Source organism: Chitinophaga parva (assembly GCF_003071345.1).
In the GTDB taxonomy this organism is placed as follows: Bacteria; Bacteroidota; Bacteroidia; order Chitinophagales; family Chitinophagaceae; genus Chitinophaga; species Chitinophaga parva.
The window spans coordinates 735,210-759,683 of record NZ_QCYK01000002.1 but is presented as its reverse complement, the minus strand read 5'-3'; the positions used below and the strand labels follow the sequence as shown (position 1 = coordinate 759,683).

At 49.8% G+C, this 24,474-nt stretch carries 15 protein-coding genes; 3 read left to right on the top strand and 12 right to left on the bottom strand.

Going from position 1 to position 24,474, the window contains the following annotated elements:
* Positions 1-66 precede the first annotated feature (66 nt).
* On the top strand, positions 67-2,622 hold the full coding sequence (locus DCC81_RS13585; RefSeq protein ID WP_108687167.1) for a glycoside hydrolase family 31 protein: 2,556 nt from the start codon (positions 67-69) through the stop codon (positions 2,620-2,622).
* Between the two features lie 266 nt (positions 2,623-2,888).
* Here the strand turns inward: DCC81_RS13585 and DCC81_RS13580 are convergent, their stop codons facing one another.
* Positions 2,889-3,941: a cytochrome-c peroxidase gene (locus tag DCC81_RS13580; RefSeq protein ID WP_108687166.1), complete on the bottom strand. Its 1,053-nt coding sequence runs from the start codon at positions 3,939-3,941 to the stop codon at positions 2,889-2,891.
* 340 nt (positions 3,942-4,281) lie between these two features.
* The gene (locus DCC81_RS13575) at positions 4,282-4,986 is read right to left on the bottom strand and encodes a VIT1/CCC1 transporter family protein (RefSeq protein WP_108687165.1); all 705 of its coding nucleotides are present in this window, start codon (positions 4,984-4,986) and stop codon (positions 4,282-4,284) included.
* A gap of 435 nt (positions 4,987-5,421) precedes the next feature.
* Here DCC81_RS13575 and DCC81_RS13570 point away from each other — a divergent pair, with 435 nt between their 5' ends.
* Positions 5,422-7,056, top strand: coding sequence for a pyrroloquinoline quinone-dependent dehydrogenase (locus DCC81_RS13570; protein ID WP_108687164.1), 1,635 nt, complete (start codon positions 5,422-5,424; stop codon positions 7,054-7,056).
* Between the two features lie 197 nt (positions 7,057-7,253).
* Here the strand turns inward: DCC81_RS13570 and DCC81_RS13565 are convergent, their stop codons facing one another.
* From DCC81_RS13565 to DCC81_RS13545, 5 genes are all read right to left on the bottom strand, one after another.
* Positions 7,254-7,688 carry a hypothetical protein gene (locus DCC81_RS13565; RefSeq protein ID WP_205686329.1) on the bottom strand — a complete coding sequence of 145 codons (435 nt, stop codon included), beginning with the start codon at positions 7,686-7,688 and terminating at the stop codon, positions 7,254-7,256.
* 37 nt (positions 7,689-7,725) lie between these two features.
* Positions 7,726-8,712 carry a DUF1735 domain-containing protein gene (locus DCC81_RS13560; RefSeq protein ID WP_108687163.1) on the bottom strand — a complete coding sequence of 329 codons (987 nt, stop codon included), beginning with the start codon at positions 8,710-8,712 and terminating at the stop codon, positions 7,726-7,728.
* A 36-nt stretch (positions 8,713-8,748) separates the two neighbouring features.
* Positions 8,749-10,605, bottom strand: a complete 1,857-nt coding sequence (locus DCC81_RS13555) for a RagB/SusD family nutrient uptake outer membrane protein (protein ID WP_108688235.1) — start codon at positions 10,603-10,605, stop codon at positions 8,749-8,751.
* Between the two features lie 10 nt (positions 10,606-10,615).
* A complete protein-coding gene (locus DCC81_RS13550) occupies positions 10,616-13,717 on the bottom strand; it encodes a SusC/RagA family TonB-linked outer membrane protein (RefSeq protein ID WP_165806572.1) in 3,102 nt (1,033 codons plus the stop codon).
* A gap of 111 nt (positions 13,718-13,828) precedes the next feature.
* Positions 13,829-14,872, bottom strand: coding sequence for a FecR family protein (locus DCC81_RS13545; RefSeq protein ID WP_108687161.1), 1,044 nt, complete (start codon positions 14,870-14,872; stop codon positions 13,829-13,831).
* Between the two features lie 434 nt (positions 14,873-15,306).
* Here DCC81_RS13545 and DCC81_RS13540 point away from each other — a divergent pair, with 434 nt between their 5' ends.
* Entirely contained in the window at positions 15,307-15,867 is a 561-nt protein-coding gene (locus DCC81_RS13540; protein ID WP_165806571.1) for an RNA polymerase sigma factor, read from the top strand.
* A gap of 177 nt (positions 15,868-16,044) precedes the next feature.
* Here the strand turns inward: DCC81_RS13540 and DCC81_RS13535 are convergent, their stop codons facing one another.
* From DCC81_RS13535 to DCC81_RS13515, 5 genes are all read right to left on the bottom strand, one after another.
* Complete coding sequence (locus DCC81_RS13535) at positions 16,045-17,301, bottom strand: alkaline phosphatase family protein (protein WP_108687159.1); 1,257 nt, start codon at positions 17,299-17,301, stop codon at positions 16,045-16,047.
* Positions 17,302-17,388: 87 nt separating this feature from the next.
* Positions 17,389-18,897: a SusD/RagB family nutrient-binding outer membrane lipoprotein gene (locus DCC81_RS13530; protein WP_108687158.1), complete on the bottom strand. Its 1,509-nt coding sequence runs from the start codon at positions 18,895-18,897 to the stop codon at positions 17,389-17,391.
* A gap of 8 nt (positions 18,898-18,905) precedes the next feature.
* Positions 18,906-22,112: a SusC/RagA family TonB-linked outer membrane protein gene (locus DCC81_RS13525; protein ID WP_165806570.1), complete on the bottom strand. Its 3,207-nt coding sequence runs from the start codon at positions 22,110-22,112 to the stop codon at positions 18,906-18,908.
* A gap of 451 nt (positions 22,113-22,563) precedes the next feature.
* Entirely contained in the window at positions 22,564-23,337 is a 774-nt protein-coding gene (locus tag DCC81_RS13520) for a FecR family protein (RefSeq protein ID WP_165806569.1), read from the bottom strand.
* 356 nt (positions 23,338-23,693) lie between these two features.
* On the bottom strand, positions 23,694-24,245 hold the full coding sequence (locus DCC81_RS13515) for an RNA polymerase sigma-70 factor (protein WP_108687155.1): 552 nt from the start codon (positions 24,243-24,245) through the stop codon (positions 23,694-23,696).
* Between the last annotated feature and the right edge of the window lie 229 nt (positions 24,246-24,474).

Genomic DNA, 24,474 nt, shown 5'->3' with positions numbered 1-24,474 from the left:
CTTACACAGGCCGCAGCCCGGGCAATGGGAGTTTCCCGGGTTTGCCGGCCGCTTCTTCCACAACACATGAAAAAAATGTTCTCCTGGCTGCCGCTGGCCATTTGCCTCGGTATGCCCCTGACAACCCGCGCCCAGTACCAACCCCTGGCAGCGGCAAAAGCCATCGTGCAGCCCGAAAAGCAGGTACGCTTTACCGTCCTGGCAGATGGTATGGTGCGCATGGAATGGGACAGCCTTGGCCACTTTACAGACCAGGCTTCCTTTGTAGTAGTGAACCGTAAATTACCGGTGCCCGCTTACACGCAGCAGCTACAAGGCGAATGGTACACCATCCACACCCCGCTGCTGACACTGCGTTACAAAAAAGGCTCCGGCCGTTTTAATGCAGACAACCTGGAAGTCACCTACGAGCAGGAAGGCCGCCGCCTGCAATGGCGCCCCGGCACCCCACAACTACAAAATCTCAAAGGCACGTACCGCACACTGGACCGCTACGATGGCAACCTGCTGGACGGCAAAACGCCCATGCAGCTGGAAGATGGCATACTGGCCCGCGATGGCTGGACGCTGATCGATGACAGCCGCAGCTTCCTGTTTGACAATGCGGCCTTTCCCTGGGTAGACACCACGGCCCGCCATAGTGGCCAGGACTGGTACCTGCTGATGTATGGCCATCATTACAAGACGGCATTGCAGAACTATGCCGCCATTGGCGGCAAGGTGCCGCTGCCACCACGCTATGCCTTTGGCTACTGGTGGTCGCGGTACTGGCGATATTCAGATGTGGAGCTTCGCCAGCTGGTGGACAATTTCCACCGCTACAACATTCCACTGGATGTACTGGTGATAGACATGGACTGGCACCAGCAGGGCTGGACCGGGTGGACGTGGGACAACAGCCTGTTCACCTCCCCGGAACGCTTCCTCGAATGGACCAACCAGCAGCACCTGAAAACCACACTGAACCTGCACCCCGCAGATGGTGTAGGGCCGCAGGAGCGCCAGTATGCTTCGTTTGCGAAGGCAAATAATTTTGATACCGCAGGGCATCATGCCATCCCCTACATGGGGTCCAACAAGCGCTTCATGCAAACGCTTTTTGATACCATTCTCCGTCCTTATGAAAAACAAGGCGTTGATTTCTGGTGGCTGGACTGGCAGCAGTGGCCGGACGATCCGCAGGTACATGGGCTTGACAATACCTGGTGGCTTAACTATGTGTTCTTTACAGAAAAAGAAAAATATGGCCAGCGCAGGCCTTTGCTCTACCACCGCTGGGGAGGATTGGGCAATCACCGCTACCAGACCGGCTTTTCCGGCGATGCCACTATCTCCTGGAGGTCACTGGCATTCCAGCCTTACTTTACCAGCACCGCATCCAATGTGCTGTATGATTACTGGAGCCACGACATAGGCGGGCACAATATGCCGGAAGGTTTTAAATCCCTGGATCCCGAGCTGTACACCCGGTGGATGCAATACGGTGCGCTGAGCCCCATCTTCAGAACACATTCTACTAAAAGTGCCTTGCTGAACAAAGAGATCTGGAACTTCAGCGGTGCGTATTTCAATGCGATCTACAACGCCATCCGCTTACGCTATACCCTGGCACCTTACATCTACACGATGGCACGCCAGACGTATGACTCCGCCCTGGCCATTTGCAGGCCTTTGTACTATGAACACCCGGATGACGACAGCGCTTACCACTTCACCAGCGAATACTATTTTGGAGATGATATGCTGGTAGCGCCCATTGGCAAACCAGCCGACAACGGCGTGTCCAAGGAAACCGTGTGGCTGCCTGCCGGTAATGACTGGTACGAATGGCATACCGGCACCCTGCTGCATGGCGGGCAAACCATGGCGCGGCAGTTTTCTATTGACGAATACCCGTTGTATGTAAAAGCAGGCGCCATTATTCCCATGAACCGGGATACGGTGAAACAACTGGATGGACAAACCGCCGCTATACAACTGGGCATCTTCCCTGGCGCCGCCGGGAAGGGCCGCCTGTATGAAGATGACGGGGACGACCAGCATTATGCATCCCAATATGCTGTTACCAATTACACCACCGGCATGGCCACCGGCGGAGCATTAAAACTGCAGATCCAACCGGTGAAAGGTCACTTTGCCGGCATGCGCACCATCCGCGATTATAAGCTGTGCTTTTATGGGCAGGCAATGCCCGAAGCCGTGGTAGTGGCGGGTAAGCGCTTACCTTATGCATCTACCGGCAACGGGGCACGCTGGTATTACAATGGCCAGCAACTCTGCGTAGAGGTATACCTGCCCGGTGTGAATGCATTGCAAGGGCAAACGGTATCACTGCTGCCAGGCAATACCCCCGCGCCAGACATCAACGGGCTGCCCGAAAAAATGAAACGGCTGTACCAGGCATCGGAAGCTTTAAAGTATACTAATGCCTACGTGGTAATACCGTACCAACTGGCACAAATGGAAGAACTGCCGCAGGCGCTGTCCTATTATCCCGGACGCTATGCACAATTGATCAATGACTTTAACCGCGGCTATGCCCAGCTGGATGCAATATTGGAGAAAGCGGGCGGCATCTCTGCCAATGAGAAGGCTGCATTTTTGCAGGCTGCAGGCAAGTGAAATGACGCTGTTAAACAATAGTAAAGGAGGGCGTTGGCCCTCCTTTATAGATTTTTGATCAGGAAACCTAGTCTACCCTGATCTGTCCGGAAAAATAGGCTGCCGCAGGACCATATCGCTGACACCAGCGCAACTGACATCCCACACCAGGGAGATAACTAAGCATTATATAATTGTTCATAGTATGGCCAACCGGTAGCTGCAGTTTTAAATGCAGGCTGGATTTTATATGCAGGCTCAAAAGAAAAGCTAATAATGAATATTGACTATTTTTTTTCCAATTCTGCAGGCATGGCGATTTTTGCAGGATCGATCTGGCCTGATAAAGAATTCAAAAAGGCAGTGATCTGCCTGGCCTGTTCGCTGGATAAATTCCTGTTTAACTGGGCCTTGCCCATGATCTTCACGGCGGAATCCAGGTCAGCTATGCTTCCATCATGGAAATAGGGAAATGTACCGGCCACACTGCGCAATTGAGGCACCTTAAAAATATCCTTATCCTGTTCCCGGTGTGTCACCTGCTTTCTTCCTTCGTCGGCCATCGGGCCCATTGTCAGGGTGCGGTAGTCGGTTACCAGTCCGAACTTTTGCATCATAGAACCACCAATGCCAACTCCGTTGTGGCAACTGGAGCATCCCGATTCAACAAACAGCCTGAGCCCTGATTTCTCCTCCGTGGTTAAAGCCCTCGTATCTCCTTCCATATAGCTGTCAAAGCGTGACGGAGTCAGAAGGGTTCGCTCAAAGGCGCCTATTGCCTTCTCCAGATTTTTGTACGTCACCGGTTTTTTCTCACCGGGAAATGCCGCTTGAAACAAATCCTGGTATAATTTAATTGAGCTTAGCCTGTTTATTAAAAAACCCTCGTGGGGAATAGCCATTTCTGCTGAATTTAATATCGGCATACCGGCTTGTTCTTCTACATCGGCAGCCCGGCCATCCCAAAACTGCATATTCTGCAACGCAGCATTAAAAACCGTTGGCGAATTCCTGTCCCCCTTCCCGCCGGCATCGCCCACCGATGAAGGCAGGTTGTCCACACCATAGGTTTGGAGGTTATGACAGGAATTGCAACTCTGGGTTCCTGTCTTGGAAAGCCGGGTATCGAAAAACAATACTTTTCCCAGCCTGATCTTTTCAGGCGTTAAAGAATTGGTTTTGCTTTCTGCGATAGTGGGTAATCTCCTGAAGGTATTACGTGCAAGCTGCATCAGGGAATCTTCGTACGGATCATTAGCGACCGGCTTTTGCTTTCCGGTGTGTTCCCCGCAGGAAAGCACAAGAACAATGGCCCCAATGCCCCAGATCAGTCCTTTCATGACGCTTGATTTTTAAAGAAGATACCGGGAAGAACACCTTGTCGTAATTCCATAATTGCCTTCTTCCGCTTAGCAGCATCTCCATCGCGCTTCGCCGGCAAATGCCTTATTCGCCAGGCTCCCTCACCTTCTTGTTGACAAATAATATTTCAAAGTTCAGACAATCCAGGCAAACCCGCGCTGCCTGCGACGGTTCGTATACGTAAAGGAAATTCCCAACTTTTCGGGAGATGCACAATGATCACAATCATCGGACAGGCTGACAGGTGGCCACATTGGGGACTGTATACATCATATCGTTTGCCGGTATGCAAGTCCCCATTTGGGTGCACAGCTCCCGTTAGGATATCTTTTTATCGAAGATGTATCCTACCAGTGCGGTAACAGCCATAGCACAGGTACCCCAAAAAGCAATCCGGAGAACGCCTTTCAGGATACTGGAGCCACCTGTTCTGGCTGAAATGGCGCCTAAAATCATGAGGAAAACAATTGCAAAACCATATTGGTAATAAACCATTGCGTCGATCGGCGCGAAAATGGCGACAAACAGCGGCAAAACCGCACCAGATAGAAAAGATGCGAAAGAAGCAAAGGCTGCCTGGATGGGCTTGGCTGCTGTAATTTCATTTATTCCAAGTTCGTCACGGGCATGGGCCTGTAAAGCGTCGTGCTGCATAAGTTCCGCAGCAACTTGAACCGCAAGATTTCTCGAAAGTCCCCTGTCCTGATAAATTTGAGTCAACTCTTCATGTTCAACTTCCGGCATTTCTTCCAGTTCCTCCTTTTCCCGCTCCAGGTCCGCCTTTTCTGTATCGGCCTGCGAGCTGACAGATACATACTCGCCGGCAGCCATTGACAGGGCACCTGCTGTTAACCCGGCAACAGCGGAAAGAATGACCGTTGTTCTCCCGATGCTGGCGGCAGCCACGCCAATAACAATACTGGTAGTAGACAATATGCCGTCATTGGCACCGAGAACGGCTGCCCGCAACCATCCCACCTTAGTTACATTGTGGCGTTCCATCTGCAGTTGTGCTGTCTTCATGAAAGTTAGATTTTGGATTCCGGGATATAGCTATTACAACGGTGCCTTCCATGCGGAAAAGGGAAGCCATACCCAACAGGAGTAGTAATTTAATAAATATTTTCTTTGCCAATCACTTTCTATAACCCATAAATTTCATCGCCATCTAAACAATGCCGGTCATAGCTCCTCCTGATGCCCATCATTGTTCTTAAAGCAGCAGGGACCTACTTTTAACATAGTTATGGACTTGGGGCAGGTCTTCCGTCAATTGGTAAGCATGATCAAGCATTGGCCGTGAGACAAGGGTCTGCATTCAGGGCCATCCGGGTTGGGAACCGAATTCATCAGCAAGGCAATGCTATACCATGACCGGCATTTATTAACCTGCCGGAATCATTTGATAATTACAATTAGCGCTATTTCCATCTTCATCAAATTACGGAGGGTAGTAACATGAAAAACTATATCATTCTCTCTTTCATCAGGAAAATCTATAGTGGAATTTTTCCTGTTCTATTATTTGCAGCGCCAATTCTTGCACAAACTAACGACAAGAAAGAAGACTGGCGGAACTACAACAGAACGTATGAAGGTGACCGGTATTCACCATTAAAGCAGATCACGCCAGCCAATGTGGGCAAACTTCGTTTGCTGCATACCTTTGATTTGGGAAAAGATGTAAGCAGCATGCAAACCGGCCCCGTGGTTATCGATGGAACAATGTATTTCACCACGGATACGGTTACATATGCCATTGATGCATCAACGGGAGATCTTATTTGGAGACGGGTAAGGCCGGTGCAAAATCCTGTTGGTTATGGCGCTAACCGGGGAGTTGCCTATTCGGATGGCAAGCTATTTCGTGGTGCCTCCGATGCGCATGTTTTTGCTTTGAATGCTAAAGACGGCGAAATTATTTGGGATGTACCCCTTGATGTTGCAGGCCCAGGTGTCTCCATTCCAATGGCCCCTCTGGCCTGGAACGGAATGCTATTCATAGGAAATGCCGGGGGAGATAATGCAGGTGTAACAGGCCATATGTATGCCCTGGATGTCAACGACGGCCATATGATTTGGGAGTTCAATACAGTGCCTGATAACGGGCCTGCCCGTGAAACCTGGCCGGCAGCCAACAATGGTGTCCCTGTAAGCGGCGGGGCAATTTGGACTTCCGTTTCTCTGGACACTAAAAACGGAGTGCTTTACATTCCTGCCGGCAATCCTGCACCCGACTTTGATATAGCGCTCCGCGAGAATGGAGAAGAACTTTATTCCAATTGTGTAATTGCACTGGATAGCAAGACCGGCCGGATGTTGGGTTATATCCAGTTGGTAAAAAAAGATAATCACGACTGGGACGTAAGTTCAGCCCCTGTGGTTATTGTTACAAAAGGGGGAAAACAAATTATAGCTTCGGCTAATAAAAATGGGTTATTATCTGTATTGGACCGGAGTGCCATTGCCCTTAATTCAGACGTGATTGACCCTTCCGGCACACTTAAATTGCTCTACGAAGTGCCAACTACAGTGCGTGAAAACACAGACATTCCGCTTTCCAGGGAAAAATTCGTTCGCTTCAAACCTGGCATTTTAGGTGGCTCTGAATGGAATGGCTCAGCTTATCATCCAGGCCTCGACTTAATTTATACCGGCACAAATGACTGGGCAACCGCAGTAAAACTTTTACCAACAGATTCTGCCCGAATGACACCCGCGCAAGGCGGATATTACTTTGGAGGTGCCATGCAATTTGATCCTCCTTCTGAAGCCAGGGGATGGGTAACCGCCTTTAACGCAAAAGACGGCAGTGAACGATGGAAATATCAATCCCCTGCGCCCATTCTTGCCGGTGTTACGCCAACAGCAGGTGGACTTGTTTTTACCGCCGCACAAAATGGTGATGTTTACGCGCTGGATGCACAAAACGGCAAGCTATTATGGCATGCATCAACCGACTTACCGAACGGCGGCGGTGTGATTTCTTACTCAGTAAAAGGAAAACAATACATAGCGGTGGCAGCTGGTATGAAAGCGCCATTGTGGCCCAAGCCTTCTAACGCAAGCAGAATTTTCATTTATGGCCTTTGACCTTTTTTCAGGATGATTCACAGCGATTTCCGCTGCAATGATCATTGAAAAAGGACTCAATATATCAGCATCGATTTAGTTACAGACGTCCCTTTTCTATTTCGTGTACACCCCGTTACTCTTTCCCCGCAGTGGAAAAAGAATACGGGAAATCTTTTGCAGTCGTGCCCTTATTATAATTGGGCACCGCGCTCATTTTAATGTCCAGGCACCCGCCTTGCCAGGTATACGCTGTAGTAGTACGGCTTCACCGTTTCCGCTTTGTGGGAAAACCAGCTGGCCCTTTCTTCTTCCCGGAACTCCGCGTGGCCCGTGACCGGCATCAGGGAAAACACGCCGTAATCATTCATCCAGGGCGAGGGCTGGTGGGTTTGTTTAAAACCCCTGATCTTGTCTGCATGATAGGTATACTGCCATCCATCCCCATCACGGCCGGTTTGGGGTGTCCACATGTTCATGCCCCAGGGCAGGCCAATGGCGGGATAGGTGTTCCCGTTAGACAATTCAAATTTGGAATCGGTGCCCATCAATGGGTTCACCAGGTCCGGCAGGTCTTCCTGCCCATTCTTCAGCTGTGCAAAACAGCCTGCGGACAGCAACAGGGCTGCACACAGGCTGTAGGCTTTTCGCATGGTCAATGCTTTCAAAATGTTTCCGTTGTTTGTGGGTTTAATAATACAGCAACACCCGCCATTCTTCCATCTGGAACTTCACACCGCCCCCGTTATTCTTGCTGATCAGCACGCGATATAGCTTGTGCGGCTGGTTGTCCGGCTGGTTAAGCTCAAATTTAACGGTTTGATAGCGGGCGGAGAATAAAAAATTACTGCGGTCGTCCAGGGTGACCCATGTTTTCCCGTCATCATCAGACCCCTGGAATTTCCAGGTGTTGGCATCCCTTTCCGGGGCGTCATTGCCGGAGGTTAGCGTGTAGGCGCTCACCACCTGCGGTGTTTCGTAAGCGAGCTGCATCCAGAAGCTGGTGGTATTGAACTTGTCCGTGTAGAACTTGGTGGTGTAATCGTTGTCCACCAAATGGGAAGAACCTTCTTTTGATGCAGCACCGGCGCTGTTTTCATTGCTCACGGAAAGCGTGCCGCCTGCTGTTACGTCGCGGGAGCGGATCTCCAGCGAGTCGATCCTGAAATAAGCGGTACGCAGCATTGTATCCACATTCCCGGAAGACACGCTGGCAATGCGGACAGGCAGCAAATATCCCGTGCTGGTTTTAAGTTTGGAAGGATCAATGGAGAGGGTCAGGGGTGCGGAGGCAGTCTGGCCTTTACTGATCGTGGCGGTCAGGCCGGATACCGTATAGGCGCCCCGGGGGAAAGCCACGAAGTGGTAATTCTGGTACGCATTATCACTGTTATACTGCGCAATCAGGCTGGTATCAATGACAAAGTTTACCGTAAGATCACTGCCGGCGCCATGGAAGCCACCCACTGCCGCACCAAACGTAGCGCTTTGTATGGAGTCCACTTTAAAAATAGTAAGCTGCGACCGGTCTGAATAAGCAGCTGGCATATACACTACGCCTTCACTGTTGGAATAAAGGGCGTCTGATTTAACACAGCCCGCCACCATGGCCGCCAGTGCCGCTACCGTCGTGTAGCAGCAGCTGGCGAAGGTTTTATTGTTAAATATGTTTCTCATTGCTGTTTTACTTTTTTGAATGTGGATACGTGGTCATTACCATCCGGGATTCTGTACCAGCTTTGCATCTTTCCGTACTTCGGAGCTGGGGATGGGCCACAGGTAATCGCGCTGCTGGAAGCGGATATTCTGTACCAGTGTGCGCTGGTAGAAATCATTGCCACTGCCGTAAGCGTTCATGCCGTACACCGGCTGGTTCAGGTAAGTGGAAGCCAGTTTCCACCTGCGGAGATCAAAGTAACGCACCTCTTCAAAGGCCAGTTCCACCTGTCTTTCATGCTGTATCAGTTCCCTTACGCCTTCCTGGCTGGTGGGAGGGGCAACCTGGCCGCTTTCCGTGCCATAGCCGGGCACACCAGCCCTTGCGCGCACCAGGTTCACGTATTTGAGAATGTCTGCATTGCCCGGGTCATATTCATTGAGCGCTTCTGCATAGTCCAGGTAGATCTGTGCCAGGCGCAGGTAACACCAGCCCCTGTTGCTGCGCGACTGTGTAATATTCTTGCGCACCAGGTAACCGGTGGCGGAAAAGTCGGTGCTGCTCTGTACGCGGCCGGATGAACCATTGTAGCTGAAATCAGATATTACTTCCGTGGCACTGCTGCCCTGGTCCAGCCACAGGCCTTTGTTGTAGGTCACTCCTACATAAAAACGCGGTTCCCGGTTCACCCATTGGTTGAACGTGCTGCGCGCCTTTACATCATACGGATTTTTGAAGTCGGTAAAGCCTGTCTGCTGGTAACCCGAGGTCGCATCCGTAATAGGGAGGCCATTCTTCATGAAGTAGGCATCCACCATGGATTGGTTCACGGAATAAAAACCCAGTCCTACCGTCACGTTCAGGTAGCCTACCAGTTTGGGGCTGGCCTGATTTACATAAGAGCCCACCGTAGTGCACATGGATTTACCAAAGATCCATTCGGAATTCCAGTCCGTGGTCACTACATCGCGGCAGGCCTTGTAGGCGGCATTGAATGCATTGGTATCAGTTACGGTATACAGGCTGTAAGTAGACGGCACAAATTCATCAATGAAACCCTTGGCCGCATCTGCTGCCAGTTTCCACTTCTGCTGGTCATAGGCCTGGTTGGTAAGCGGCGTACCATCCTGGTTCTTCAGGGTTGCCAGGGATGGGTTGCCATTGAACAGTGGGCTGGCGGCCAGCATGAGCACCTGTTCTTTGTACGCCTTGCAGATGCCGGTAGTGATCCTGCCGTATTCATTATTTAGCGGTCTTTCCGGCAGCTGTGTGGCGGTTTTGGAAGAGGTGATCTCCATGTAGGCTGTATCCAGCTGGCGCGAAATGTAATTAACGCAGCTGTCAAACGGCGTTCTTTCCTTAAACAGTTCCGCATCCGTAGCATCCGCCGGTATCACGTCCGGCAGGATCACCACCGGGCCGTATAACCGCAGTAACCAGAAATAGAAGATAGCGCGCATGCCCCTGGCTTCTCCTTTGTAGTGGGCTTTCAGGTAATCGCTCACCTGCGCAGGATTAGCACCGTCTATCTTGTTGATAAAATCAGTGGCCGTGCGCACGGGTTTGTAAAATTCCGGCCACAGGTACTCAAACGTAGTGAACGATGGCGAAAGGGTGCTGAACATAAAGTTCGTGGATGTAAATTCCGGATGGGAGAAATAGTTGGCATCATCGCAGATGTAGTTGAAATAGCCGCACCGTCCTGCATTGCCCGTCCGGTTGTTCACGTACGGATCGGGAATATTGGCATATACCTGCGCCAGGTAATCGTTTACGTTGGCAAGGTTGGCAAAGATAGAATCTGCTGGTAGGGAATCGTTCGGAATGTCGTTCAGGAACTTTTTGCAGGAGCCCAGGGCCAGCAAGAAAAACAGGCCTGCAAAAGCGGACAGGAAATAATTTTTTATGTTCATGATGATCATTTTAGAAGTGTGCCTGGAAACCGATGGAGAAATTTCTGGTGTTAGGATAGCTGTCGCCGGTACCGGTATTCAGCTCAGGGTCCCAGAGTTTGAAAGGGCTCCAATAAAACAGGTTGATCGCGGTGAAATAAAAGCGCGCATCCTGGACGCCTAATTTTTTAAATACCTTGCCCTTGGGAAGATTGTAACCCATGTCCAGTGTTTTAAAGCGCACCACGGAAATATCCTTTACCCACCAGGTGCTGTTCACGTTGTTATTGGCATTCGGTGAAGCGCCATAACCCAGCCGTGGGTAAAATGGGTGTGTAGCATGGTTATCTTCCGTCCAGCGGTCTTCCGCGTTGGCAAGCAGGTTGTTGTCTACCCCACCGGCAAAGGGCGAGCGGGCAATGCCGGACAGCATGCGCCTGGCGCCCTGGAGGGCCTGGAAAAAGGCGCTCAGGTAAAAGTTGGAATAGTTAAAGTTAAAACCCATGCCCACGGTGATCCTGGGCACATCTCCTGTATTGATCGTTGTCTGGTCATAGGCATTCACCACGCCATCGCCATTCAGGTCGCGGTATTGCAGGTCGCCGATGCGGGGCGTGCCGCCTATGCCGGATTGATCGGCATGGTTATCAATTGCTGCCTTCGACTGGAAGATGCCTTCTGCAATATAACCCTGGCTGGCATTGATGTTCTGGCCCCTCGGATCCAGGTAAGGCGCTTCGTAGGGAGCAGCGCCGTTTTCCAGCAGCTTATCCTTGTTGTAAGAAAAGGTGGCTCTCATGGAAAAGTTCAGTTTACGGGCAATCTCCATGGGCGCCAGTTCCAAGGTTCCGTCAATGCCCTTGTTGATCGTTACACCATAGTTGCCATCAGGATTGTACTGCAGGCCCGCAAAACCCGGGAAATTAGCCCTGGTAAGGAATACGCCGGTCCTGTATTTGCTGAACCAGTCCACCGTCAATGACAATTTATTGTTCAGGGTCTTCAGTTCAAGGCCCACATCCTGGTCGTGCGATTTGGCCCATCTTACATTAGCGCCATAGTGGCTGATGTTGATAGCGCTGGTATAACTGGAGCCGCTGTTGTTGCTCGGCGTACCAAACGTTATCCCATTGGCGCCGGTGGTGATGGTGGTGAGGTAGTCAAAGCGGGTACCGCCAATAGCGCCGGAATAGCCGTTGGAATAGCGGACCTTGAAGAAATTAAGCACCTGCGTTAAAGGCTGGAAGAAGGCTTCCCGCGACAGCACCCAGCCACCGCTGAAGGAAGGGAAAAACCCGTACCGGTTCTCCGGTGAAAACACCTGTGACCCGGTAAAGCCGCCGTCAAATTCCGCCAGGTACCGGTCGTCATAAGAATAGGTAACCCTGCCCGCGTAGTTCTGGGTGCGCACGGGGATCGCATCGGTGTAGGTAGTAGCCGTGGGGTCGGGGATGCTGCGCTGGTTATAAACGATAGTACCGCTTACATTATGCAAGCCAAAAGAACGCACGTACCCCAATTGCCCTTGCAGGCTGAAATTGCGGGACTGGTCGTTCGCCTGTGAATACACCAATGCGTCAGAGCGCAGCAATACCTGCTGCAGGTTCAACGAGCCATCATCCTTGTAAGGTATGCCCTGGTTGAGGTAATAAATGCTGCGCGACTGCAGCCGTTTTTGTGTATTGGTGTTGTCCACGTCAAAAGCAAAGAGGCCATTGACAGACAACCCTTTTGTAATAAACCCCAGGTCCTGGTCCAGCCCTACCGTGCTGGAGATCCTGGATTCAAAACTGTTCTGGTAGCCGCTTTGTGTAATATCCGCATATGGGTTGGGTGAGGGTGTGGTCCCCTCTGCAATGCCCGATACCAGGTTACCCGGGTACATCTTGGGATACATTACAGGATTGGCCCGCATGGCGTCTGTAAAAGCAGAAGTAGCGCCACTGCCCGGCTGGTTAAATTCAGCCACAAACCCATTAAGGCCCAGGTGGAATGTGGTGGTCTTGGTCCAGTTCATATCCACGTTCGAAACAAAATTATAGCGCTTATACTTGGTGGCTGCATCATAATTCTGCAGGCCGTCTGATTTCAGCAACGATGATTCCTCGTAGTAGGAAACAGACGTATAGTATTGTGTATTTTCCGAGCCACCCGTAGCACTGATGTTAAGCGTGCGGTTGTGGGCAATCTTGTTCAGGATGGATTTCATCCAGTCTACGTTCGGGTACACGTTGTGATCAGCACCCGGAGCAAGTGTACTGTCTATGTAATCCTGTGAATAGGCCGGTTGCAGGCTGGAAGCGGCCATCGCTTCGTTTCTCAGTTTCATATACGTACTTGCATCCGCCATCTTGGGCAACTTGGTAAAGGAGGTGACCCCTTCCATGTAATTGGCCATCAGCGTTCGCTTGCCCGGCTTTCCCCTTTTGGTAGTGATGATGATAACACCGTTGGCACCTTCCGCACCATACACCGCGGTGGCAGATGCGTCTTTCAGGATGGTAAAAGACGCGATGTCCTCTGCCACAAGATCATCCAGGCTGCGGCCCTTCACCCCGTCTACAATGATCAGTGGATGGGAGTCGTTACCGGTACCAAACGTGGAAATACCACGGATCCAGATATCAGCGGCATTGCTGCCCGGCAGGCCGGAACGCTGTACGCCTACCAACCCGGACACACGCCCGGCCAGCATGGTACTGAGGTTAGCCACCGGGTATTTCAGTTCTTCCGCATTGACAGTGGACTGCGCGCCGGTAAGGGTTATTTTCCTTTGCTTGCCATAACCCACCACCACTACGGCGTTCAGGCCTGTAGCGGTATCCCGGGCGATCATCTGTACCAATACAGAAGACCCGCCGGCTTTGATCAGCACATTCCTCATTTCATTGGGTTTGTAACCCAACGCTGTAAAATCCAGGGTGTACAAAGAATCCTGGTACAGGTTATTCACCTCGAAAATACCCAGGCTGTCGGACGCCGTGGACACTACCACATGGCCGTTGCCATTCCGTACATCCACGTTTATACCGGGGAGGTATTTACCAGCTTCACTGGTCACGATCCCTTTAAGCTTGCCCGTTTTCCGCTGGGCCTGCGCCGGCACAACGAATAAGCCAAACAGCAAACACATAAAAGCACCGGCACGGAGTCCTGTCTTTTTAGTTGCTTTTCCTTGAATAATAGCAATAGGCGGTCTGCCCGCTGAATGCAGGAATTTCATTTTCCGTTATGAATTTTTTAATTAGTGAATGATGATCGCATCTCCCTGGATTTCAAACTGGAGATTATTGGATATACAGATCAGTTTAATAGCATGCTCAATGTTCGGCTGGTTGGCCAGGTTACCGGTAAATAATTTGTCGTTGATAGCGTCGGACTTATAAATGATTTTTTTACCAAACCGTCCTTCCAGTGTTTTGAATACGCTGGCGAGGCTGGCATTCTGGAAATCCAGGTTGTAGCTGGCTTTACGCGCAGGCTGCGGTCCTGCTGGCTTAGTGGCCTTTTCCAGCTCCGTGATAACAAAGGTTTCATGCAGCTTATCCATGCTGAAAAGCTGGCCTGGTTGCATCACCACATCGTCATGCAAAGTACCCGGATGCGCTTTAAGGGAATGGATCAGCACCTTACCTTTTAACAATTTCACGTTTACCGTTCCCGGTTGGTCATGGATGTAAAAGATGGTGCCCAGGTCCCTTACTTCCAGTGGCCCTGCTACCACAGAGAATGGATGCACCGGATCGTTCTTTACGGTAAACGTAGCAGCGCCTTCCAGGTAAACTTTCTTGTTGTGTATAAAGTCGCGCTGGTAACTGACATAACTTCCCGGTTCCAGCGCCACTTCGCTCCCATCCGGAAAAAGCTGGTTTACCACATGGCTTTCCTGGTTAAACAAAGTGTCCATTGCAGCAGGGGCGTATACAGGGGCCTTTGCTACCATATTATTAGTATGCCGATAGTCAAGCAGCTTCCATAGTCCAAGCGATCCGCCACCGATCAATAACACGGCAGCCGCTACGCGGATCGTCCGTTTCCAGTTCCTGTGGGGCACCATGCGGATAGCCGGGTGCTGGCCGGTCCGTTCGAGCAATTGCTGGTAGGTGGCGGCTTGCTGTGCAGGATCTGCCGCGGGCATGCCTGTTGCAGACTGGAATTCCGTTTCCAGGTGCTGCAGTAAGGCGCTTTCATGCGCGGAAAGCAGATCAAGGATCCGCTGCTTTTCCTGGGGAGAAGTGGCCTCCTGCAAAGACTGTAATAACTTTTCTATTTCCGCTGTTGACAACATACTTACACCTTTAAATGCCTGGAATTGAAAAACTGGTACTACTTTCAATGTTAAGTAATTGTTAACAAGCTGATAAGCAATACCAAACGCTGTTTCCCGGGATTTCCCATAAAAAAAGATAGCATTTTACTTGCATTTATGCATGCTCCGCCAGTATATTGTGTGCTACATTAACCACGTTTTCTGTCATTGCCACCACTAATTTACCATTCCCGGCCGGGCAAAATTACCGGCACCAGTGTTCAAAATAATTAAATAGATATAAGTCCCAGGCAATGGGAAAGTGATGACTGCTTATTACGGGCTGCCAGCTTTGCACTGGAAAAAAAGCGCGCCGCGTGGTGGTTACATTTTGTTCATGAAAGGATAATACAACCAAAAATAACGGGTAAGAATAGATTTCTAATTTTACAATCTTAAACCGCAGGCAGGAAGTGAGGAAAATCGTCTTTACAGATAACGGAGCTTTACTGGAAGGTCTCAGATCCGGTAAGGAAGAGGTCTTCCGGTATCTATTTGACAAGTACTATTCCGCCATCAGCAGAAATATCCGCAAACTGGTTGCTGATGAAAGTGCCGCAGAAGACCTGCTCCAGGAATGCTTCATCACTTTATGGGAAAAAAGAAATGACCTGGCCGATGGCGTAGAACTGGGGGGATGGTTGTTCAATACCAGCTATTATAAATCGATGTCTTACCTGCGCAGCAACATCCGGCGCACAGTTGTGAACCAGGCTTCTTTTCCTGAAGATGCCGGCATAGAGGATGGTGAGCGGCAAATGGAAGCCACGCATGTTTACCAGCGGCGGATGACCCTTCTGAATAATGCGATTGCGGCTTTACCGCAGCAAAGACAAAAGGCGGTGATCCTGTGTAAGGTACAGGGAGAGCCGTATGAGAAGGTGGCGCAGGAAATGAATCTTTCCGAGGCTACGATCCGGCAGTATGTGAAGCTGTCGATGGCTGCATTGAGAGGATCACTGAATCATGAATAGCGGGCCTGTACTTCCGGGCAGGTAAATAAAGCACACTTTACGTAATAAAAACGGCCAGCAGGTAAGCCCTGCCGGCCGTTTCGGTGTCATATCTTTCACGGTACCAGTTACGCTGCGGGAGTCCACGCTGTCTTAGGCAGCCTGTATCCCTGCTGCCATACAAGGATTTACTCAAGTCTAACCGGCAGCCTTCTGGTCCAGCACAATCCACCTGTTGATGCTGTTATCAGCACCTTCGAGCACCACTTTATAAAACCTGGACGGCAGGTCCTTTACGTCAATACTGGCATGCTTTTGCTTTAATGGCCACTCACCCATTAGCTTGTATTGGTCTTCCCCACCTGTTTTCACATTATTGGTGGTGCTAACCCATATCTTCACTTTCGTATTCTCATTAGGGCTTAGTGGCACCCAGTTCACATCAATCTTGCCTTGTATATAGTTAGCATCCATGTGGATAAGGCTCACCTTTCCAATAAAAGGGATGCCATCCAGCTCCCGGTTCACGGCTACCGGTATGCTGATGCCCATGAACCTGGCAATTGTGGGGTATATGTCTACCACCCCCGGCATAAAATAGTTAGGATAAGCATTGATGGCAGGGTTGCTCGTTAATATCCAGGTAGTGCGCTGGCGTGGTGATTGTCCTCCATGTCCTTTACCGTTGGATTCGGTCCTCCCATGATCGGTGGTCATAATGATCATCCAGTCTTCCGGGTAATGCTTCTCCCGGTACTGAATAGCCTCCCACACTTTTCCCATTTGTTCATCAAACATCCGGACAGCTGCTGTGAGCTGGGGAGAATCACCATATTTATGGCCCATATCATCTGTGTACTCAAGGTATATCCAGGATAGGTCCGGCGCCTTTTGCAAAATGCCTTTTACAGCATCGGCGGTAACCTGCTCATCTATCCGGTGCATAAATGTCCGCCCCTCTTCATCATGTGGAAAACGGACGGTATCCAACTCATAACCATCCGCATGTTCATCCACATGGATCCCCCCGGTTTGCGCCAGGCCATCCCCTACCAGCAAAGTCCGGTTGTCGGTCCAGGTAGAATAAACGGCTATCTTTTTGGCCGGATACTGGTCCTTCAATAAGCGGAAAATAGTAGGATAATGATAATCAGGTGACTGGTTATAATTGTCCCAGACATTGTGCTTATTGGCCCAGGTGCCGGTAAGAAGGCTATTATAGCCCACTGCGGAAATGGTAGGCGTTTCTGAGTAAGCACCTTTTTCCCCACCTACATAGGCCCTCATATAGTGCCCGGCCTTTGAGATCTTATCCAGGTTAGGGGTCTGTACACTTTCCAGGAAGTCAGCGGGAACGCCATCCGTGATAACAAATACCACCTTTCTGGCACGCTGCGCATGGGTAGTAAGGGATAGGCCCGCCAGGCAAAAAAATAAAATGCAATACTTTTTCATGCTATGTTCTTAACTTTTGATCCGGTATAAACAGTTAACACAGCCGGGCCGGCACGAACTCCGGCCCGGGCTGCAAAACACTACCTCCTATTCATTCTTGAGCAGCCACATTACCCCGTTGATATCGTCTCCATTGGGAAATTGTGCTTTAACGGCTGCATTTACATTATCCCCGTTATTATTATATTCATCAGTGGGGTACATCCAACGGACCGGCACCTTCCCATCATTGAGCATGCCACTTCCCGCGGTCTCAAAAACGGGTATGCCCGTTCTCCTCTGATTGTAGAAAGCTTCCCAGCCTGTATTCATAAACAGGGCTATATACTTCTGCGTTACAATCTGGGAAATGGTCTTATCTCCCTGCAGCTGCACTACCGGTTGCTCCAGGTAATGCTGTATGTCTGCATCTGTGTACCCCGTTCCTTTGTAGTTGGAAAACTGCATAGCCGCCTGTACACCATTTTTATAATATGCATTGGCATCCCCATCGATCCATCCGCGGGCGGCGGCTTCCGCCAGTGTAAACTGCAGCTCAGCATAACCGATAGCCACAGAGGGTTCATTGACCGGATCATAGGCATAACGGCGGTTGATCTGTGATGCTTTACCGTCTGTCATCAGCTGTACGTTGGTAGACAACGGTGCGCTACCAGCCATTCCTGCATATGCATTAAAGTTTCCCGCCGGGAGGCCGGTAGCCGTTGCAGGCATCCCGTAAACGAACAAACGGGGATCATTGTATCGTTTCAGCATGCTTACAAAGGAACTATCCAGATAATAGTCCGTTTTCATGCTGTTGTTATTATAATAAGGATAGCGGTTATTGTTGATATCATAGAAGGGGAGTGCAAGGTTATCGCTGTTGGAGCCAAACAACGGGTACTTCGCAGGGTCTGCCACGATCTCCCGGAACCTTTGTTTAACCAGCAATTGTGTGTTACCCTCCTTCGCAGAAAGGCTTATTAGCACCCTTAAACTAAAGGCATTGATTGCTTTTTTCCATTTACTGATGTCTCCATTGTAAACAACATCGCCATTGATATCCCCGCCATCGACAGACAGAGAATCGCTTGCTATTTTCAGGTCGTTTAAAACCCCCAGGTAAATATCCTCCTGCTTATCGTAAGCCGGCCGTATGGCGTCCTGGGAGAGATCATCATTCATAGCCCGCATCATCTGGGAATAAGGCACATCTCCGAAAGTAAGGGTTAACCCGATGATATAATAAGACCGGAAGAACTTACCCAGGTAACGGTAGTTCTGCTTTCCTGTCCTGGCAGCTTCCTGTTCCATTTTTACCACCTGGCGGATACTTCCGTATGCATCAAACCCACTTCGCTGCCAGCCATAATACTGATTAAGATTAACGCTTTCTGTATAAGCCAGGTAGCGGGATGCAAGCCCCGCCTGCGGAGAAATGCTGGATAAGGCATTCTGTTCAATCGTGGTTAATAAAAGCGAGGGGTCTGCCTGCGTAGGCAGGTTAGGGTTTATCTGGTATGTTTCAAACCGCTTGCAGGAGACCTGACACAACAAGCCCGCTGCCACCAGGAGTGCAAAAAGTAAATATCTTTTATTCATAATGTCAGACATGATTGTTGTTAAAATTTCAGGTTCAGATTCACTCCCACACTTCTTAAGGAGGGAGTTTGCAGGTTATCGCCTTCTGCATCCGGATCAACATTGGGCAGCTTAGCAAACATCAGCAGGTTATTGCCAATGAGGGATGCGGACGCGGATGAGAATACCCGCGTTCTTTTAAGGAAGGCAGGAGAAATGTTATAGGTCAGCACCACCTCCCGTAATTTTATATAAGTACCACTATAATAGAAGTAATTATAAGCCGGCGCATCATTCGTGGAGGTCATGTAAGAAACATAGTTAACAGGCGTTTTATTCGGGGCATATGTCCGGGTATCCGACAGGATGTTGCCGTGGTTATCATACTGTACATTGCCGGATGTAACAACAACGCCTTTCCCCACATAGGTCTGTAATCCCTGGTAAGCCTCGTCTCTAAAATGATTGGCAGTGGCGGGCGAAGAACCACCCCAGATCATTTTCAGGTTGGTAGTGGAATAGATAAGTCCACCCAGCCGGCCATCCATCGAGCAGGTTAATGTAAACTGCTTATAGTTGAAGCTGTTTTGCCATCCGTAGATCCATTTGGGATCACCGTAACCAACAGCGCGTTGGTAGGCATCGCTCAGCGGCATCCCGTTCGAGCCGTAGATCACCTGTCCATCAGGGGTAGTCTGGTACACCCCGGTAAATATCTTATCACTTCTCTCGCCCACTTTCAGGTTATCCTTATACCCATCCAGGCTATAAGTGGCCTCCGTAAGCCACCTGTGGCTGTTGCTGACATTAAAGCCGGTCTGCCACTGGAATTGTGATGTCTTAACCGGCACCAGGCTAAGTACCATTTCCCAGCCCTTTCTTTTGTATTCATCCGCATTGACCAGTCTTGTTCCGTAGCCACTGGCCAGCGACATACCTACGCTGGCAAAATTATTGTACTCACGGTTCTGGAAATAGGTGAGGTCCAGGTTCACCCGGTTCTGCAGCAGTCCTATTACCAGGCCGGTCTCCCACGATTGGGTGGTAGACGGTATCAGGTGCGGGGAGATCAGCTCAGCGCCCCAGGAAAGGGCCGGCACGTTATTCCATTTGTTGGCAAGGGAATACGTTTGAATGGAGGCGTAAGGGTCATTAGCATCAATGGCGCCGCTATTTACCTGCGACCAGGATCCCCGTGCTTTAAGAAAGGACACAGCAGCAGGCAGTTTTAAAACATCTGACAACACCACTGCACCTGTTACAGAAGGATAGAAAAACGAATTATTCCGCACCGGCAAAGTAGACACCCAGTCGTTCCTTCCTGTAATACCTAGATAAATGAAATGATATAGCTCGGCGTCCACCATCCCGTATAAACTTTTGATCTGTTTCTCCTGCAGGGTATTCTCGCTGTACAATGGATTGGTTGAATTGCCAAGGCTATAAAACCCGGGAATAGTAAGGCCATCGGTGCGGGAAAACAGTCGCCGGTAGTTGCTATACTGGTTGGCACCACCTGCACGGGCAGACAGGCTAAAGTTCTGACTGAAATCGTGTTTATAACTGAGGATGAAGTCGGAAGTGATATCGAAATAGCCTTTCTTGGTATAAAAAAGATTTCCATTGGAGATGCTGCTGTAGCCAATATAGCTCTTGGGCTCCTGGGTAGTTTCATCTGTTCCATACTCATTTATGCCCGTACGCAACTTGGCACTGAATGAGGGCGAAATATCATAGTTGAGCGCAAAGGAACCAAACACATTGTCCTTACGGTAGCCCTGCAGGTACTGGTAAGCCACGAAATACGGGTTATTGTACCACGAATTGTTATAATTCTTCTGCTGCAGGCCTTCCTTGCCTTTCACCCAGTAATTTTTGAGGTCCCTTATATCTACGTCTGCACCGGTCCAGAGCACCAGATTATACAGAATATTATCCGGTCCGTAACCTGTGGTGGGGTAGTTATTGGAAAACTCCCTGTTATAGGAAAGCCGCCCGTCCACGTTCAGTCTTTTGGAAAGATTGTAGTTACCAGACACCGAAAAAGATGCATTGTTCATGCTGGTATTGGGCATCACCCCTTTCTGGAAGATCTCGCCAGCAGATACCCGGAAAGTACCTTTGTCGCCGCCCCAGGTGGCAGACAGGTTATTGGTAGAAAGCAGGCCAGTGCGGAAGAAGTTCTTGAGGTTATTCTTCCCCCTTGAAACCCAGGGAAGCGGCACCAGTTTCCCGGTTGCGGGATCAACGGGGCTGTTGTACTGCGGCGTTTCAAAATAGCCGCTGGGGGTGGTAGGATCTTTCTGATCCAGCTTGGGGCCCCATAGCCATCCGCCACCTTCTGTACCACCGCCGGATCCGTCTATGTAAGCATATTTGCCATAGTTACCATCCCCGTATTCCGTCTGTACTTTGGGAATACGAAGGTAGCCGGTCTGCAGGAGGGTGGAAGAATTGAGCTCTACCTTCACGTCACCTTTGCGCCCGCGCTTGGTGTTATACATAATGGCACCATTTTTCCCGATTGATCCATACAAGGCGGCAGCAGAAGTTCCTTTCAGGACTGAAACGCTTTCGATATCGTCCGCGTTGATCTTAAATGCATCTCCTTCCAGATCAGGTATCCCATCGATAACAATAAGCGGTTTTTGACCGCGGAGGGATACGGATGGTGCCTGGAAGAAGTCGGTTGTGTTGGCAATATTCAAACCGGCCACCTTGCCAGTGAGGCCACTCATGGCGGTAGGTGCCTTTACTTTTTCCAGCGTTTCACCGCTTACCTGTTGTACCGTGTAGCCCAGTGATTTCTTCTCCTTGCGGATACCCAGGGCTGTTACCACTACTTCATTCAGCTTACGGCTAGTATCGGCCTGTAATGTAATTTCATAGGAACGCTCATCATTTACCGTGAGCATTTTCTCCCGGTAGCCCGCCGCGATCACCAGTATGAGGTCTCCCTTTCTGGCCGGTACAACAAAAATGCCTTTGTCATTGGTAAATACGCTGTCAGAGCCGCTGTTCGGGTTAAAAACGCTTACCCCTGGTATGGCCTCACGGTGCTCATTCATCACCACCCCCTGCAACGGCGCACGCACAGTGGATGGCGCGCGATGGGTGGCGCCGGTGTTGTCCTTTACAACAATAGAACTGCCATTCACGGCAAAAGAAACCTGCGCCAGGCTCTCTATCTGCGTCAGGATAGCCCGGAGATTACTGTTGAGCAGGTTCAGGGAAACTTTCCTGTCCAAAATAGCGGTTTCACCAACACAAACAAAGTTGTAATCCGTTTGCATTTCAATAGCGTTGAATACATTCCTCAGCGGCTGGCCACTGGCCTTTACTGAGCAGTTGACCCTGGCTGTCTCTGTCACCCCGCTCTGGGCCAACACTGGTGAACAAAAAAATGCTAGCATGAGTGAAAGCATCGCACTGGTGCATCCTAACCATCTGCAATGAAGGTAAATTTTCTGGTGCATAAGAAAATACTATCTGTTATAAGTTATAGTGAAGAATACCGGTAGTTCCATGCAGGCAATATCCTCCCTGTTCATGCGCAATACATGAAAAAAAGAGATAGCTGGTTGTTACTTGTTTTTGTTCCTGTTGAAATTGTAAATAGCTCCCTTCTTTAAAGGCAATGCAATACCTGATCATGTCTTGCACATGAAAAAAGAGAACGTCGTCAATTTGCTGTTATGACTATTTTTTCGCCGAGATGTAAATAGAGTCCTTTCCTTTCAGCTGATATGCTACACCGGCCAGTTTGATCGTTTCCAGTACCTCGGGTAATGGCCGGTCACTGAACTTGCCCCATATCCTGCAATTTGCGGCGCGCTGGTTCTCAAACACCAGGTGCACGCCATAGACTGCCTGCAGCTGTTCCGCTGCTTCAGATAAAGTAATATCATTGAATACCAGCTCCCGGCTCATCCAGCCGGTAATATTATCGTTAATTCCAATCGGACGCACCTGTACCTGCTCCTTGTTTTTATCCAACACCAGCTCCATTCCCGGCTGCAGCATATGCTGCTGTCCATGGCCGCCACGCACATTTACCCGGCCCTCTACCAGGGCCACCGTTATTTTATCCCGGTCCGGAAAAGCTGCAATGGTAAAGGCAGTCCCCAGTACCTCGGTCAGCAACGTTCCGCTTACCACTGTAAAGGGCTGGTGGGGTCTCTTGCTTACTTTGAAAAAAGCCTGCCCATCCAGACGCACCGTACGATGCTGCTCATCAAAAACCTCCGGATAACTCAACCTGCTGCCTGGGGAAAGGCACACCATAGATCCATCACTTAATGTAAGCGTAGTCTTTTCCGCGGCTACAATCGTCTTCTCCCGTGATCCCGGCGTTATCTCAGGCCTGGCAATAAACATCCACAATAAGCTGGCTGCCACTGCGGCCCCGGCCAGGGAAAACCCGGCTATCTTAAATATCCTGGTGTTTTTGGTGCGGCGAAGGGGTGCTGGCACAGGGTCTTGTAAGAATTCCCTTTCCTCCTGCTGCAACCTGGATTTAAGTGATGCGAACGCTTTGCCCGTTTCTGCAGCGCCATTATGCTGGCGACCTGCCGAAAGCCAGACAGCCTTGACCTCTTCAAATAACTGCCTGTTATCTTTCGACGCCATGAGCCACGCTGCCAGCCACTCATCCTCTGCAATGGTTGTATTGAAAGATAAATGCCTGGTTATTAACAAATAAATTTCCGGCTCACTTAGCTGCATATAATATTTGAAAGATTAAGGAAAAGCCCTCGTCCTAAAAGACGAATTAAAAGAAAAGGATCATGACAGGGAAATCATAATTAACAATCTATTAACAAATCACATTAAGGATGGGAGGCGGTATATTGTTTCTTCAGGAACCGCAAAGCGCGGTACATTTGGGTTTTAACAGTATTCACAGATATTTCCAGTACCGATGCAATCTCTTCATAACTAAGCCCTTCATCCCGGTTCATCCGGAAAATGAGGCGGGCCTGGGTAGGCAGCAGTTCTATCAACGTGGCTATCTGCCGGTCAGTTTCTTTATAGTATAGATTCCTGTCAGCTATCTCGGTTCCGGCAAGAGGAAGGTCATCAAAACCGCCGCACAAGATTACAGGTGCCAGGTTTTGCTTCCGCAAGTTGTCTATTGTTTTGTTACGGACAGCGCTATACAGGTAGGCAGAGAGCGATCTTTTTATAGTGAACCGGGAACGGTTCAGCCAAAGATAAGCGAATACGTCCACCACAATATCCCTGGCATCTTCTTTCATATCAGGGATAAAACTTGCAGAGAACTGCACCAGGCTTTCGTAATGCTTTGTGAATAACGCTTCAAATGCTTTTTCATCACCTTCCTGGATGGCCCTAAAATATGATTGCTCTATGAAGGGCATATTGTACGGTTGATTTGCAAAGATATAGCCTCAATATTAACAGAGCATTATCAAATCGGATCAAACGTTTGATAACCCCCTTGAACACCGGCCGTCCCGGTCCCATTTTACTATTGGGCCCATGCCCCGGTCCAATCCGATATTACAACAACCAGTAAACGACTGATGATAACATCCTTGCCCTTCACAATATATATAAAATAATTATGCGAAAAGTTCACCATGGCGT

Excerpts from the sequence above, each read along its gene's own strand:
- DCC81_RS13560 (WP_108687163.1), bottom strand. The coding sequence starts at position 8,712 with ATGAGAAACATATTTAACAATAAAACCTTCGCCAGCTGCTGCTACACG.
- DCC81_RS13575 (WP_108687165.1), bottom strand. The coding sequence starts at position 4,986 with ATGAAGACAGCACAACTGCAGATGGAACGCCACAATGTAACTAAGGTG.
- DCC81_RS13535 (WP_108687159.1), bottom strand. The coding sequence starts at position 17,301 with ATGAAAAAGTATTGCATTTTATTTTTTTGCCTGGCGGGCCTATCCCTT.
- DCC81_RS13570 (WP_108687164.1), top strand. The coding sequence starts at position 5,422 with ATGAAAAACTATATCATTCTCTCTTTCATCAGGAAAATCTATAGTGGA.
- DCC81_RS13585 (WP_108687167.1), top strand. The coding sequence starts at position 67 with ATGAAAAAAATGTTCTCCTGGCTGCCGCTGGCCATTTGCCTCGGTATG.
- DCC81_RS13565 (WP_205686329.1), bottom strand. The coding sequence starts at position 7,688 with ATGCGAAAAGCCTACAGCCTGTGTGCAGCCCTGTTGCTGTCCGCAGGC.
- DCC81_RS13515 (WP_108687155.1), bottom strand. The coding sequence starts at position 24,245 with ATGCCCTTCATAGAGCAATCATATTTTAGGGCCATCCAGGAAGGTGAT.
- DCC81_RS13550 (WP_165806572.1), bottom strand. The coding sequence starts at position 13,717 with ATGTGTTTGCTGTTTGGCTTATTCGTTGTGCCGGCGCAGGCCCAGCGG.
- DCC81_RS13545 (WP_108687161.1), bottom strand. The coding sequence starts at position 14,872 with ATGTTGTCAACAGCGGAAATAGAAAAGTTATTACAGTCTTTGCAGGAG.
- DCC81_RS13555 (WP_108688235.1), bottom strand. The coding sequence starts at position 10,605 with ATGAACATAAAAAATTATTTCCTGTCCGCTTTTGCAGGCCTGTTTTTC.
- DCC81_RS13530 (WP_108687158.1), bottom strand. The coding sequence starts at position 18,897 with ATGTCTGACATTATGAATAAAAGATATTTACTTTTTGCACTCCTGGTG.
- DCC81_RS13580 (WP_108687166.1), bottom strand. The coding sequence starts at position 3,941 with ATGAAAGGACTGATCTGGGGCATTGGGGCCATTGTTCTTGTGCTTTCC.